Source organism: Rhodococcus sp. 06-1474-1B (assembly GCF_002258885.1).
Taxonomy (GTDB): domain Bacteria; phylum Actinomycetota; class Actinomycetes; order Mycobacteriales; family Mycobacteriaceae; genus Rhodococcoides; species Rhodococcoides fascians.
The window spans coordinates 481,653-496,486 of record NZ_NOYR01000032.1; the positions used below are offsets into that span (position 1 = coordinate 481,653).

Consider the following 14,834-nt stretch of genomic DNA (forward strand, 5'->3'; position numbering starts at 1 on the left):
CTGCACATGATGCCTCGAGCATCCCCGGGCCCGAGGCATCGCGTCGAACAATCGGCCTAGCTGCGGTGCGCGCGCAGGTATTCCAGCGCCTTGTCCGCGTGGGCCTCGAATCGCAGCTCACTGGAGAAACTCTCGAGGACCTTGCGGTCGGTACCGATGACGAACGTCGCGCGCTTGACCGGGGAGAGCTTGGCGAGCAGGCCGCGCTTGACCCCGAATGCGGTCGCGACGGCACCGTCCTCGTCGGAGAGCAACGGATAGTCGAACGATTTGGCGGCGGCGAACTCGGCCTGCTTGGCGACCGCGTCGGCGCTGATGCCGACCCGGGTGGCACCCACCTCGGCGAATTCGCCTGCGAGATCGCGGAAATGGCAGGCTTCGGCGGTGCATCCGGGGGTGAATGCAGCCGGGTAGAAGAACAGCACTATCGGACCGTCGGTCAGCAATTCGGTCAGCGTTCGCAGCTTTCCGGTCTGGTCCGGCAGGGAAAAATCGGGAACGAGCTCGCCTGGTTTCATGGTCGGCAGGTTACCGCGCGCGAGGGTGTCGCCGCCGAACCTGGGAGGATGGGGTCATGCACGGCGAGACGACTCCCCACACGAGCCCCACCGAGACCGCATCCATGGACGCCGCACCCATCGACGCCCAACCCACCGATGCCGCGGACTCGACCACGTCCCGGGAGGTGTTCCGCCAGCTCGCCGCCGAGCATCGAGTGGTGCCGGTGACGCGAAAGGTGCTCGCCGACTCCGAAACTCCGTTGTCGGCGTACCGCAAGCTTGCCGCCGACCGACCCGGAACGTTCTTGCTCGAATCCGCGGAGAACGGGCGGTCGTGGTCGAGATGGTCGTTCATCGGTGCGGGTGCGCCTGCGGCGCTGACGGTGGTCGACGGCGAGGCGGCGTGGCGCGGCAACGTGCCCGCAGGTGTCCCGAGCGGCGGTGACCCCCTCGACGTGTTGGCTCGAACCTTGGAGCTACTCCATTCCGAGCGCGTGCCGGGCCTGCCGCCGTTGACCGGCGGAATGGTCGGATATCTCGGATACGACTCGGTGCGGCGCATCGAGAAGCTGCCCGAACATGCGCAGGACGACCTCGGCATCCCCGAGATGGTCATGTTGCTGGCCACCGATCTGGCGGCCGTGGACCATCACGAAGGATCGATCACCCTGATCGCGAACGCGGTCAACTGGAACGGCACCGACGAGCACGTCGACCGGGCCTACGACGACGCGGTGAGTCGCCTGGACCGGATGTGCGCGGATCTGTCCGAGCCTGCTGCGTCGACGGTGTCGGTCTTCTCCAAGTCCGCGCCCCGTTTCCGCAGGCAGCGGACATCGGAGGGATTCGGTGCCGATGTCGAGCGGCTGGTCGAGGAGATCGAGGCCGGTGAAGCGTTTCAGGTGGTGCTCTCGCAGCGCTTCGAGATGGACACCGAGGCGTCTCCTCTCGACGTCTATCGCATGCTGCGGGCCTCGAATCCCAGCCCGTACATGTATCTGATGCACGTGCCGGGGGAGAACGACGAGACGGCGTTCTCGATCGTCGGATCCAGCCCCGAAGCTCTCGTGACGGTCAAGGACGGTCTCGCGACCACGCACCCGATCGCCGGTACGCGCTGGCGCGGTGCCTCCGAGGAGGACGACGTGCTGCTCGAGAAGGATCTGCTGGCCGACGAGAAGGAGAACGCGGAGCATCTGATGCTCGTCGATCTCGGTCGCAACGATCTCGGCCGAGTGTGTGCTCCCGGGACGGTGCGCGTGGGCGACTACCGCCATATCGAGCGCTACAGCCACGTCATGCACCTGGTGTCGACGGTGACGGGACGTCTCGCCGAGGGAAAGCGGGCTCTGGACGCAGTCAAGGCGTGCTTCCCCGCGGGCACGCTGTCGGGTGCACCCAAGGTGCGGGCGATGGAACTGATCGACGAGCTCGAGCCGACGCGGCGTGGCATCTACGGCGGCATCGTCGGCTATCTCGACTTCGCCGGGGACGCCGATACCGCAATCTCGATTCGCACCGCCCTCATCAAGGACGGCACGGCGTACGTGCAGGCCGGTGCCGGAGTCGTGGCCGACTCGGTAGCGGAGTACGAGGACGACGAAGCGAGGAACAAGGCCATGGCCGTGCTGAGTGCCGTCGCAGCAGCCGAAACGCTGCGTGAGGTCGGTGGCCGATGACCGAACGCTCCGGCGGCCGCGGATCGGCCGTTCTGCCTGTCGTGCTGCTCGTGGTTGCGGCCGCATGCCTGTGGGGTGCGTCCAGAATGACGTGGGTGAGCGTGACGTCCTCCGACGGTCTCGGCGAGAGCCGGACCGACGATCTCGTCGGCAGTACCTGGGCCGCGGCGACGACTCCTCTCGCCTTGGTGCTTGTCGCTGCTGTGGCGGCCTCGTTCGCGGTGCGCGGGTGGGCATCTCGGGTTCTGGCATTGCTCATCGCGGTGGTTGCGATCGCTGCGGCGATTCCGGCCGTTCGGCTACTCGCCGCGGGGGCTTCGGACTCGGAGGCGGCTGCGCTCGCCGAGCTCCCGGCTCGTGCCGAGGTGACGATGACGACGGCATCGACACTGCCCGCGCTGATCACGCTCGCAGGGGCCCTGTGTGCGTTCGCGGCGGCTGCCCTGTCGATTCGGAAATCTTTTGGCCCACAGGTACTCTCGTCCAAGTACGCAGCTCCGGCTGTGCGGCGCGACGAAGTGGCTCGCCGGGCCGCTGGAACCACGTCCGCCGTGGGTGCACAGGACGAGGGTGAAGACCTGACCGAGCGCATGATGTGGGACGCGCTCGATGCCGGTGAAGACCCTACCGACGAGTCCGGTACCCGGCGTTCGTCGGATTGATTCGGCCCTCTACGCTAGGTTCCGACCTCGATGAGATTCCTCACATCGAATGTCGACGCTCAGAAAGGACTGGGGCACCATGACTGTTCTCGACTCGATTCTCGACGGTGTACGAGCCGACGTCGCCGCGCGCGAATCGGTGATCGATTTCGCTGCGGTGAAGGCAGCAGCGAAGCTGGCCCCGGCACCTCTCGACGCGGCGGCTGCCCTCCGCGAGGACGGCATCGGCGTCATTGCCGAGGTCAAGCGTGCGAGCCCGTCCAAGGGCGCGTTGGCCGACATCGGTGATCCTGCGGTGCTCGCGCGTGCCTACGAGCAGGGTGGCGCCCGCGTCATCAGCGTGTTGACCGAAGAGCGTCGATTCCGGGGATCGCTCGCCGATCTCGACGCGGTGCGAGCCGCAGTCTCGATCCCTGTGCTGCGCAAGGATTTCATCGTCGGTCCGTACCAGATCCACGAGGCCCGAGCCCACGGCGCGGACGTCATCCTGCTGATCGTCGCGGCCCTGGAGCAGGACGCACTCACGTCTCTTCTCGATCGCACGGAGTCACTCGGCATGACGGCACTCGTCGAGGTCCACACCGAGGCCGAGGCCGATCGCGCACTCGAGGCGGGTGCCAGCGTCATCGGTATCAACGCCCGCAACCTCAAGACCCTCGAGATCGATCGCGACAGTTTCGGCCGTATCGCGCCCGGTCTGCCCAGTGAGATCATTCGCGTTGCCGAGTCGGGAGTGCGGGGCACCGCCGACCTTCTCGCGTACGCCGGAGCCGGCGCCGACGCAGTGTTGGTCGGAGAAGGTCTGGTCACCGCGGGCGATCCGCGCACTGCGGTCTCGGACCTGGTGACGGCGGGCACGCACCCCTCGTGCCCGAAACCCGCACGCTGAACCGGCACCCCACCCGAACGCGGCGACGGTCCGCCGTTGGGGCACACTGGAGCGGTGAGCACCAGCCAAACTTCTTCCGCCGCGGACGCCCCTCAGGTAGTCCGCTTCAAGGGCGCTGATCTGCCGCAGAGCAGCATCGGCCTCACCGATCGCAGCGCGCACGAGCCCGATGTGGGCGGTCACTTCGGCGTGTACGGGGGCAGGTTCGTGCCCGAGGCGTTGATGGGTGTGATCGAGGAAGTCACCGCCGAGTACGAGAAAGTGCGCAGCGACAACGAGTTCCTCGGTGAGCTGGATCGGCTGCAGCGCGATTACACCGGTCGCCCATCTCCGGTGTTCGAGGCGACCCGGTTGTCCGAGCACGCCGGTGGCGCTCGGATCCTGCTCAAGCGAGAAGACCTGAATCACACCGGTTCTCACAAGATCAACAACGTGCTCGGGCAAGTTCTGCTCGCGAAGCGAATGGGCAAGACTCGTGTCATCGCAGAGACCGGTGCCGGTCAGCACGGCGTCGCGACCGCCACAGCCTGTGCCCTGATGGGTCTCGACTGCGTCGTCTACATGGGTGAGGTCGACACCGAGCGCCAGGCCCTCAACGTCGCCCGGATGCGTTTGCTCGGGTCGGAAGTCGTCGCAGTGAAGTCCGGTTCGCGCACTCTCAAGGATGCGATCAACGAGGCACTGCGAGACTGGGTGACCCACGCCGACAACACTTATTACTGCTTCGGAACCGTCGCGGGGCCGCATCCGTTCCCGGTGATGGTCCGCGATTTCCAGCGCATCATCGGCCTCGAAGCGCGGCAGCAGGTCCTCGCGTCCACCGGCCGCCTGCCCGATGCCATCGCGGCCTGCGTCGGCGGCGGGTCCAACGCCATCGGAATCTTCCACGCGTTCATCGACGACGCCGATGTCCGTCTCGTCGGGTTCGAGGCTGCCGGCGACGGAGTCGAGACCGGTCGTCACGCGGCGACCATCAGCGGTGGTACGCCTGGAGCCCTGCACGGTGCCTACTCGTACCTGCTGCAGAACGAGGACGGCCAGACCGTCGAATCCCATTCCATCTCAGCAGGATTGGACTATCCCGGGGTCGGACCCGAGCATTCGTACCTGCACGACATCGGGCGCGCCGAGTACCGCGGCGTGACGGACACCGAGGCGATGAACGCCTTCAAGCTGCTGTGCCGCACCGAGGGCATCATCCCGGCCATCGAATCGTCGCACGCCATCGCCGGCGCACTCACCCTCGGCAAGGAACTGGGTGAAGGTGCCATCATCCTGGTCAACCTGTCCGGTCGCGGCGACAAGGACGTCGACACCGCAGCCGAGTGGTTCGGTCTGATCGACGGAGACGGCGAAGCGAACGTGGACGACGAAGCAGGTATCAAGCCATGAGCAACAACGACTCTCGCCTCTCCGGGACGTTCGCCCAGTGCCGTGCCGAAGGGCGCGCTGCACTCGTCGGATACCTGCCCGCCGGCTTTCCGACCGTCCCCCGGTCGATCGAGGTCTTCAAGACCATGGTCGATGCCGGGTGCGACATCGTCGAGGTCGGCATCCCGTACTCCGATCCGGTGATGGACGGCCCCACGATCCAAGCTGCTGCAGACGTCGCGCTGCGAGCCGGTGCCCGGGTCAAGGACGTCTTCGCCGTCACCGAGCAGGTTGCCGCCGCTGGCGGCAAAGCGGTCGTCATGACCTACTGGAACCTGGTGCTCAAGTACGGCATCGAGAATTTCGCCCGGAGCCTCGCCGATGCGGGTGGACTCGGAATCATCACTCCCGACCTGATCCCCGATGAGGCCCAGGAATGGATCGAGGTCTCGGATCGGTACGGACTCGACCGAATCTTCCTCGTCGCACCGTCGACGACGGAGGAGCGCCTCGTCAGCACCGTGGAAGCCAGCAGCGGCTTCGTCTACGCCGCCTCGACGATGGGCGTGACCGGTGCCCGCGACGCGGTGTCCTCGATGGCACCGGCGTTGGCGGCGCGTATCCGCGAGCATTCCGACATTCCGATCGGCGTCGGTCTCGGCGTTCGGTCGGGTGCACAGGCTGCCGAGATCGCGAAGTATGCCGACGCGGTCATCGTCGGCTCGGCCTTGGTGACGGCTGTCGACAACGGCCTCGACGCGGTTCGTGACCTGACGACCGAACTCGCCGAGGGTGTCCGCTCCGCTAACGTAGCGTCGTGACTTCGACCGCCTTCCTGGCCTATATTCCCAGTCCCGCGCAGGGGGTGTGGCACGTCGGACCGCTCGCGCTCCGTGCCTACGCCCTGTTCATCATCATCGGCATCGTGGTGGCCGTGGTGTGGGGAGATCGCCGGTGGGTCGCTCGCGGCGGAACCAAGGGCACGGTCCTCGACGTCGCCGTGTGGGCCGTACCTTTCGGGCTTCTCGGTGGCCGGCTGTACCACGTGGCCACCGACTGGAAGACGTACTTCGGTGCCGGCGGTCGGCCGATCGAGGCGCTCTACGTGTGGAACGGCGGCCTCGGAATTTGGGGCGCGGTGTTCCTCGGCGGAGTCGGTGCCTGGATCGCGTGTCGTCGACGCGGCATCCCACTCCCGGCATTCGGTGACGCGGTAGGCCCGCCGATCCTGCTGGCCCAGGCAATCGGCCGCATCGGCAACTACTTCAACCAGGAGCTCTACGGTCGCGAAACCACGCAACCGTGGGGTCTCGAGATCTACGAGCGACTCGATGCGAACGGCCGGCTCGATCCGCTGAACGGCGTCTCCACCGGAATGGTCGAGAAGGTAGTCCACCCGACGTTCCTCTACGAACTGCTGTGGAGCGTCCTGATCGTCCTACTCCTGGTACTCGTCGACCGGAAGTACACGATCGGCCACGGTCGACTGTTCGCGCTCTACGTGGCCGGATACTGCGTCGGTCGGTTCTGGGTGGAACTCATGCGAGACGACTTCGCGACGAAGATCGCCGGCATTCGCGTGAACTCGTTCACCTCGGCGATCATCTTCGTGCTCGCGGTCGCCTACGTCGTTCTCGCCACCAAGGGTCGCGAAGACCCGGCGGCATTGAAATCGAACGACGACGACGGTCGCAACAGCGAAGACAAGACGGGTGGCGAGTCCGCCGACGGCGATCCGCAGGCAGGCACGGGCGAGACATCGTCCGAGAAGAAAGCCGAGGAAGAAGGCAGTACCCGTGGTTGATTTCGAGAAGAGGGCACACCCCGACCCTGCTGATTCGGGCGGCGGTACCGACAAGTCGGCCGGCTCTTTCGGTACACCGTTCGACTACGACGCAACGGCCGAGGCGTCGCTCTCCGAGCCGCCCGCGACATCCGAGTCCGCACCCTCGCACGGTCCGGCCGGTTCTACCGGACCGGGCTGGGACACCTATTCGGGTATCGGCAACGGGCCCGGCTGGTCCAGTACTCCTAGCTATCCGGCCCCCAGCCCGGACGGCAGTATCGACAATTCGATCGGTGGCCTTCCGCCGTCCGCCGGTTACCCGACACCGGGATCCGAGTACCAGGGATACGGTCAGCCGGGATACGGCCAACAGTCGCCCTACGGTCCACCACAGGGGTACGGCCAGACCGGGGGATACGGCCAACAGGGGTATGGCCAGCAGGGGTACGGCCAGCACTCGGGCTACGGCCAGCAGTCGGGCTACGGCCAGCAAGGGTACGGCCAGCAGGGTTACGGCCAGCAGGGGTATGGCCAGCAGGCCTATGGCCAAGCACAGGGCTTTTCGGCCGGGCCCGGTTTCGGTGTCGGACCCGACGCGCCGTACGGGCGGGATCCGGTCACCGGTGAACCGTTGTCGGACAAATCGAAGATCGTCGGTGGACTACTTCAGCTGTTCCTCGGCTGGCTCGGCGTGGGTCGTTTCTACATCGGTAGCACCGGAATCGGCGTCGCGCAGTTGCTGCTGTTCTTCTTCGGCGTGCTGCTGACCGTGGTGTTCGGCCTCGGCCTGATTCTGTTGTTCGGACTGTTCGTGTGGCATGTCGTGGACGCCGTGCTGATTCTCGTCGGCAATGTTCCCGACAGTCGCGGGCTCAAGCTGCGAGACTGATCGGCCTACCCGTAGCGCGTCGTCGAGGGAGTTCGTTGTGAGTGATTCAGGTACATCGTCATCGGACGGATCGACACCGGGCGGATCGGCGGGAGACGGCTCGGGGTCGGAGCCCACCATCTCGTTCGAGAAGAACGCGGCACCGGGTCCGGTGTACGGCGCACCCGACCCCAGCTACGGTCCGCCGAATTGGGGCAGTGATCCGTACGACGCGTCCGGAAGTGACGACCGTAGCTCCGGTGCACCGGACGGTCCACCGCCCGGTGCGGGTTACCCGCCGCCCCCGTTCCCGGGCGGCGGTCCCCAATACGGCGGTCCCCAATACGGCGGTCCCCAGTACGGCGGTCCCCAGTACGGAGGACCCCACTACCCAGGCCCCCAGTACGCCGGTGCCCCTGGTTGGGTGGATCCGAGCGCTCCTTACGGACGGCATCCCGTCACCGGGGAACCGTTCTCGGACAAGCAGAAGCTCACTGCCGGGCTGCTGAACATCCTGCTGGGAGTTTTCGGCGCAGGACGCTTCTATTTGAATCAGCCGGGAATCGCGGTGGCGCAGATCGCGGTCACGTGGCTCACGTGCGGCATCGGCGGTATCTGGCCGCTGATCGACGGGATCATGATGCTCACGGGCAGCGTGCGCGATGAACACGGGCGCCCCCTGCGCGACTGAGCCCAGCGCCGTTCGCGATTGCATCGTTGCGATCGGCAACTGATACGATTCCGCCATCCGAGAGCGATCTCGGATTCTTCGCGGGCCAGAGCTGTCCCGGTGAATTCCCGATAGGCATCGAATTCGATCGATCCGGCACTCTATGTCGGTTCGGACGACCAGCCGGCGGGGTAGCCGAGGCTCACAGTGCAGCGTGTCGACACTGCGCCATCCGAAGCACCCACCGGTCTACGTGGAGGTGATCGTGGTGTTGTTTTCTCGGATGCCTGCCGAGCAAGGACTGTACGACCCGAGCGCGGAGAAGGACTCCTGCGGCGTCGCGATGATCGCCGACATCGCCGGACGACGTTCGCACTCGATCGTGTCCGACGGTGTACTGGCACTGGAGAACCTGGAACATCGTGGTGCTGCCGGTGCCGAGCCCAACAGTGGTGACGGCGCGGGCATTCTGATCCAGCTGCCCGTCGAACTTCTCGATTCGTTGTCGTCGTTCGAGTTACCGTCCGCCAACGGCGACGGCGAGAACACCTTCGCGGCGGGTGTCTGCTTTCTGCCGCAGGGCATCCGCGAGCGCGGGTCGGCCGTGCAGCGTGTCGAATCCATTGCAGCCGAAGAGGGTCTCGAGGTGCTGGGGTGGGTTCCGGTCGAGGTCGATCCCGATCGCGCCGACGTCGGACTGACCGCGCTCGGATGCATGCCGTACATGAGCTATCTCTTCGTCGCGGCCCCCGAGGTCGACGGTTCACGTCCGGCCGGTCTCGAACTCGACCGATTGGTGTACGGGCTGCGTAAGCGGTCGGAGCGCGTCACCCCGGAGATCGAGGCAGAAGGCTCGGGCCTGTTCTTCCCTTCGCTGTCCGCACGCACCATCGTCTACAAGGGCATGCTCACCACCATGCAGCTGCCCCTGTTCTTCCCGGAGCTGCGTAACCCGTTGTGTACGAGTGCAATTGCCATCGTGCACAGTCGCTTCTCCACCAATACCTTCCCGTCGTGGCCGTTGGCGCACCCGCACCGCTACGTCGCGCACAACGGAGAGATCAACACGGTGAAGGGCAACAGGAACCGGATGCGAGCTCGGGAAGCGATGCTGTCCAGCGATCTCATCCCCGGCGATCTGGAGCGGCTCTTCCCCATCTGCAATCCCGATGCATCCGATTCGGTGTCGCTCGACGAGGTGCTCGAACTGCTGCATCTGGGCGGCCGGAGCGTTCCCCACGTCGTGATGATGATGGTGCCGGAGCCGTGGGAGAACCATCGCACGATGGATCCGCGGGTACGGGCGTTCTATCAGTTCCACTCGTCGATGATGGAAGCGTGGGACGGTCCCGCCTGCGTCACGTTCACCGACGGTAGCTACGTCGGAGCCGTCCTCGATCGCAACGGTCTGCGACCCGGTCGGTGGTGGCAAACGGCCGACGGTCGGGTGATCCTCGCGAGCGAGGCGGGTGTGCTGGACGTGCCGCAATCTCAGGTCGTCGCCAAGGGTCGCCTCGAGCCGGGCAAGATGTTTCTGGTCGACACCGTCGCCGGGCGTCTCGTTCCCGACGAGGAGATCAAACTGCAACTGGCGCAGGAACATCCGTACCAGGAGTGGCTGCACGCCGGCTTGCTGGAGATCAAGAGCCTGCCCGAGCGCGCCCACATTCAGTACAACCACGAGTCCGTGATCCGCAGACAGATCGCGTTCGGCTACACCGAGGAAGATCTCCGCGTCGTGCTCACCCCGATGGCCGCCTCCGGGGGCGAGCCACTGGGGTCGATGGGGACCGATACCCCGTCCGCGGTGATGTCCCAGCGATCTCGTCAGCTGTACGACTACTTCATCGAGCTGTTCGCGCAGGTCACGAACCCGCCACTCGACTCCATCCGAGAAGAGATAGTGACCTCGTTGTCGCGCGTGATGGGGCCGGAGCAGAATCTGCTCGAGCCCACTGCCGCGTCGTGCAGACAGATCGTGTTGCCGTGGCCGGTGCTGGACAACGACGAACTCAACAAGATCATTCACATCGACGACGACGGTGATCATCCCGGTCTGTCGGCCATCGTGCTCCGCGCACTGTACGAGGTCGAGCGTGGTGGGGAAGGTCTGGCCGAGGCCATCGAGGAGCTGCGCTCGCGGGCATCGGAAGCCATCGCTGCCGGCTACCGCACGCTGATCATCTCCGATCGTGATTCGGACCACACTCGGGCACCGATTCCGTCCCTGCTGGCCACCTCTGCTGTGCATCACCATTTGGTGCGCACCAAGGAACGCACCAAGGTCGCCCTCGTCGTCGAGTCCGGCGATGCACGAGAAGTGCACCACCTGGCCCTGCTGATCGGATTCGGCGCGGCGGCGGTCAACCCGTACCTGGCCATGGAGTCGATCGAGGACCTGGTCGGCGAAGGCGAGCTCACCGGGGTCGAGCCCACTGTCGCGGTGCGCAACTACCTGTACGGGCTCGGCAAGGGCGTGCTCAAGGTCATGTCCAAGATGGGCATCTCGACCGTCGGGTCCTACACCGGCGCACAGGTTTTCGAGGCGGTCGGTCTCGATCGCGAGGTCGTGCGCGAGTACTTCAAGGGCACCGTCAGCAAGCTCGGCGGAGTCGGTCTCGACGTCCTCGCCGAAGAGGTCAAACTCCGTCACCGGAAGGCATACCCGGAGAATCCCACCGACCGTGTTCACCGCCGCCTCGAGATCGGCGGCGAGTACCAGTTCCGGCGTGAGGGCGAACTTCACCTGTTCACTCCCGAGACGGTGTTCCTGTTGCAGCACGCAACACGCACCGGTCGCTACGACGTGTTCCAGAAATACAGCGACGAAGTGAACCGGCTCGCCCGCGAAGGGGGTGCACTCCGGGGCCTGTTCGAGTTCAAAGACCATGTGCGGACGCCTGTTCCGCTCGACGAGGTGGAGCCGGTCGAGTCCATCGTCACTCGGTTCAACACCGGCGCGATGAGCTACGGATCCATCTCTGCCGAGGCGCACGAGACCATGGCCGTTGCGATGAACAATCTGGGTGGGCGCTCCAACTCCGGTGAGGGCGGAGAGGACGTCGACCGCCTCTACGATCCGAGCCGGCGCAGTGCGGTCAAGCAGGTCGCGAGTGGACGGTTCGGGGTGACCAGCGATTATCTGGTCAACGCCACCGACATTCAGATCAAGATGGCGCAGGGTGCCAAACCCGGTGAGGGCGGGCAGCTGCCCGGTTACAAGGTGTACCCGTGGGTGGCCAAGACTCGGCACTCGACGCCCGGGGTCGGCCTGATCTCCCCGCCTCCGCACCACGACATCTATTCCATCGAGGATCTCGCGCAGTTGATCCACGATCTCAAGAACGCCAACGAGAACGCGCGCGTCCACGTCAAACTCGTCAGCTCGGTAGGAGTGGGCACGGTGGCGACGGGAGTGAGCAAGGCGCACGCCGACGTCGTACTGATCTCGGGATACGACGGTGGCACGGGCGCGGCTCCGTTGACGTCTCTCAAGCATGCCGGTGCGCCCTGGGAAATCGGGCTGGCCGACGCCCAACAGACGTTGGTGCTCAACGGACTTCGCGATCGCATCACCGTCCAGTGCGACGGCGGAATGCGCACCGGCCGTGATGTGATCATCGCGGCGCTGCTCGGTGCCGAGGAATTCGGGTTCTCGACGGCACCTCTGATCGTCGCGGGATGCATCATGATGCGGGTCTGCCATCTCGACACCTGCCCAGTGGGTGTCGCGACTCAGAACCCCGAACTGCGCAAGCGATTCACCGGCAAGCCCGAGTTCCTCGAGGACTTCTTCAGGTTCGTCGCCGAGGATGTGCGAAAGTACCTCGCGCAGCTCGGGTTCCGCAGCATCGACGAGGCCGTCGGCCACGCAGACGTGCTCGAGACCGCGGCCGGCGTCGCACATTGGAAGAGCAAGGGACTCGACCTCACACCCATCTTCGCGATGCCGGTGGATCGACACGGCGCGCCCATGACGCAGCGTCGACGCCTACGCGATCAGGACCACGGCCTCGATTTCGCGCTGGATCGCACGCTGATCCAGCTGGCCGAGGGGGCATTGGAGGACGCACATCCGGTCACGCTGGAGCTGCCCGTGCGCAACGTCAACCGCACGGTCGGAACACTTCTGGGGTCCGAGGTCACGCGACGCTACGGCGCGGCCGGGCTACCCGACGACACGATTCGCGTGTCGTTCACCGGCTCTGCCGGGCAATCGCTCGGTGCATTCCTGCCGCCCGGAGTCACGATCGATCTCGTCGGCGACGCGAACGACTACGTGGGCAAGGGCCTGTCGGGAGGACGCATCGTCGTCCGACCGGCCGAGGACGCACCCTTCGTTGCCGAGGACAACGTCATTGCCGGAAACACGATTCTCTACGGAGCCACGTCGGGGGAGGTGTACCTGCGTGGTAAGGCGGGGGAGCGGTTCGCCGTGCGCAACTCCGGAGCCGTTGCGGTCAACGAGGGCGTGGGAGATCACGCCTTCGAGTACATGACGGGCGGACGGGTTGTCGTGCTCGGGCCGACCGGACGCAACATGGCGGCCGGCATGTCGGGCGGTATCGCCTTCGTTCTGGGTCTTGACCCCGCGGACGTGAACACGGCAATGGTCGAGTTGCAGGTTCCCGATCCGGACGATCTGGTGTGGCTGCGCGAGACGGTCGAGAACCACGAGCGCTGGACCGGCTCCACCGTCGCGGCATCGCTGCTCGCCGACTGGCCCCGCCGATCCGCTCTGTTCACCAAAGTCATGCCCGTCGACTATCAGCGAGTGCTGGAGGCGACACGAATGGCGCGCGCCGAGGGGCGCGACGTCGACGCTGCGATCATGGAGGCTGCACGTGGCTGATCCACAGGGATTTCTGAAGGTCGTCAAGCGTGAGGCCGCCAAGCGTCCTATCGACGAACGGGTCAGGGACTGGAACGAGGTGTACTCGGATCAGCCCAGCAGCGAACGCGCAGCCGAGGTCTCGGAACAAGCGCGCCGCTGCATGGATTGCGGAATTCCGTTCTGCCACTCCGGAACTGCCGGATGCCCGCTGGGCAACCTGATTCCGGAATGGAACGATCTCGTGCGCCGCGATCGGTGGGACGCGGCCAGTGATCGGTTGCACGCCACCAACAACTTTCCGGAGTTCACCGGACGAGTGTGTCCGGCTCCGTGTGAATCTGCCTGTGTCCTGTCCATTTCCGAGGCCGCCACCGGCGGAAGTGTGACGATCAAGCGGGTCGAGCAGACCATCGCGGACCTGGCGTGGGAACAGGGCAGCGTCGTTCCCCAGCCTCCGACGATCACCACCGGTAAGCGAGTGGCCGTCGTGGGTTCGGGTCCGGCGGGGCTGGCTGCGGCGCAACAGCTCACCAGGGCCGGGCACGATGTCACCGTGTACGAGCGCGACGATCGGCTCGGTGGATTGCTTCGATACGGAATCCCCGAATTCAAGTTGGAGAAGTCGGTGCTCGATCAGCGGCTGATGCAGATGCGGGCCGAGGGCACGCATTTCGTCACCGAGTGCGAGGTCGGCATCGACTTCACCGTCGAGCAACTGCGCGCGAGCTTCGATGCGGTCGTGCTCGCCGTCGGCGCTCTGCGGGCTCGCGACAACACCGAGGTGATCGGCCGCGAACTCGACGGCATCCACCTGGCGATGGAGCATCTGGTGCCGTCGAACAAGGAATGCGAGGGCGACGGGCCGACGTCGATATCCGCTGCGGGCAAGCATGTGGTGATCATCGGCGGCGGAGACACCGGGGCCGATTGTCTCGGCACGGCTCACCGTCAGGGTGCCGCGTCGGTCACTCAGCTCGACTACAACCCTGCTCTTCCCGGTGCCCGTGACGACAGTCTTTCGCCATGGCCGTCGTGGCCGTTGGTGCTCCGGACGTCGCCTGCTCATGCGGAGGGTGGCGTCGTGCGTCATCAGGTCGCGGTGCAGCGATTCCTCGGCGACGAGCGCGGACATGTGCGCGCCATGGTGCTCGCCGAGGTCGAGGTGCAGCGCGACGCGGACGGGCGACGCATCGTGACGCCCATCGGTGAGGAGGTCGAATTGCCCTGTGATCTGGCATTGTTCGCCATCGGATTCGAGGGTGTCGAGCATGGACCGCTGCTCGACGACTACGGCCTGGCGCTGACGAAGCGCGGCGCGTTGTCGTGTGGTCCCGATTGGCAGACGACGGCCCCGGGTGTGTTCGTCTGTGGGGATGCCCACCGCGGTGCGTCGTTGGTCGTGTGGGCGATCGCCGAGGGGCGTTCGGCTGCCAACGGGGTCGACGCTTACCTCACCGGACACTCGGAATTGCCGTCCCCGGTACACCCCACGGCGCTGCCTCTGGCGGTGGTGTGACACTCGTCTCTGTACCGGTACAGGTGCTTTCAGCAGCGGCACGGCGAGGCTACCCGTCG

The 14,834-nt window shown here is 65.7% G+C and carries 11 protein-coding genes; 10 read left to right on the forward strand and 1 reads right to left on the reverse strand.

Annotated features, from left to right (window positions below; all coding sequences use genetic code 11):
• Positions 1-56 precede the first annotated feature (56 nt).
• A complete protein-coding gene (locus CH266_RS20155; RefSeq protein ID WP_027497283.1) occupies positions 57-518 on the reverse strand; it encodes a peroxiredoxin in 462 nt (153 codons plus the stop codon).
• A gap of 104 nt (positions 519-622) precedes the next feature.
• Between CH266_RS20155 and CH266_RS20160 the strand changes: the two genes are divergently transcribed.
• From CH266_RS20160 to CH266_RS20205, 10 genes are all read left to right on the forward strand, one after another.
• Positions 623-2,179 carry an anthranilate synthase component I gene (locus tag CH266_RS20160; RefSeq protein WP_228139413.1) on the forward strand — a complete coding sequence of 519 codons (1,557 nt, stop codon included), beginning with the start codon at positions 623-625 and terminating at the stop codon, positions 2,177-2,179.
• Positions 2,176-2,841, forward strand: a complete 666-nt coding sequence (locus tag CH266_RS20165) for a TIGR02234 family membrane protein (protein WP_027497281.1) — start codon at positions 2,176-2,178, stop codon at positions 2,839-2,841. Before CH266_RS20160 ends, CH266_RS20165 begins: the two co-directional genes overlap by 4 nt.
• Positions 2,842-2,920: 79 nt before the next feature.
• Complete coding sequence (gene trpC, locus CH266_RS20170) at positions 2,921-3,730, forward strand: indole-3-glycerol phosphate synthase TrpC (RefSeq protein ID WP_027497280.1); 810 nt, start codon at positions 2,921-2,923, stop codon at positions 3,728-3,730.
• A gap of 120 nt (positions 3,731-3,850) precedes the next feature.
• Positions 3,851-5,122 (forward strand): tryptophan synthase subunit beta, encoded by a 1,272-nt coding sequence (gene trpB / locus CH266_RS20175; protein ID WP_045841352.1) that lies wholly within the window; start codon positions 3,851-3,853, stop codon positions 5,120-5,122.
• Positions 5,119-5,922 carry a tryptophan synthase subunit alpha gene (trpA, locus tag CH266_RS20180; RefSeq protein WP_027497278.1) on the forward strand — a complete coding sequence of 268 codons (804 nt, stop codon included), beginning with the start codon at positions 5,119-5,121 and terminating at the stop codon, positions 5,920-5,922. Before trpB ends, trpA begins: the two co-directional genes overlap by 4 nt.
• Entirely contained in the window at positions 5,919-6,905 is a 987-nt protein-coding gene (gene lgt, locus CH266_RS20185) for a prolipoprotein diacylglyceryl transferase (RefSeq protein ID WP_094716014.1), read from the forward strand. Before trpA ends, lgt begins: the two co-directional genes overlap by 4 nt.
• Entirely contained in the window at positions 6,898-7,776 is an 879-nt protein-coding gene (locus tag CH266_RS20190) for a TM2 domain-containing protein (RefSeq protein WP_094716015.1), read from the forward strand. Before lgt ends, CH266_RS20190 begins: the two co-directional genes overlap by 8 nt.
• A gap of 37 nt (positions 7,777-7,813) precedes the next feature.
• A complete protein-coding gene (locus tag CH266_RS25965) occupies positions 7,814-8,446 on the forward strand; it encodes a TM2 domain-containing protein (RefSeq protein ID WP_052060547.1) in 633 nt (210 codons plus the stop codon).
• 262 nt (positions 8,447-8,708) lie between these two features.
• A complete protein-coding gene (gene gltB / locus CH266_RS20200) occupies positions 8,709-13,277 on the forward strand; it encodes a glutamate synthase large subunit (RefSeq protein ID WP_441347064.1) in 4,569 nt (1,522 codons plus the stop codon).
• On the forward strand, positions 13,270-14,775 hold the full coding sequence (locus CH266_RS20205) for a glutamate synthase subunit beta (RefSeq protein ID WP_032406685.1): 1,506 nt from the start codon (positions 13,270-13,272) through the stop codon (positions 14,773-14,775). Before gltB ends, CH266_RS20205 begins: the two co-directional genes overlap by 8 nt.
• Positions 14,776-14,834: the final 59 nt, after the last annotated feature.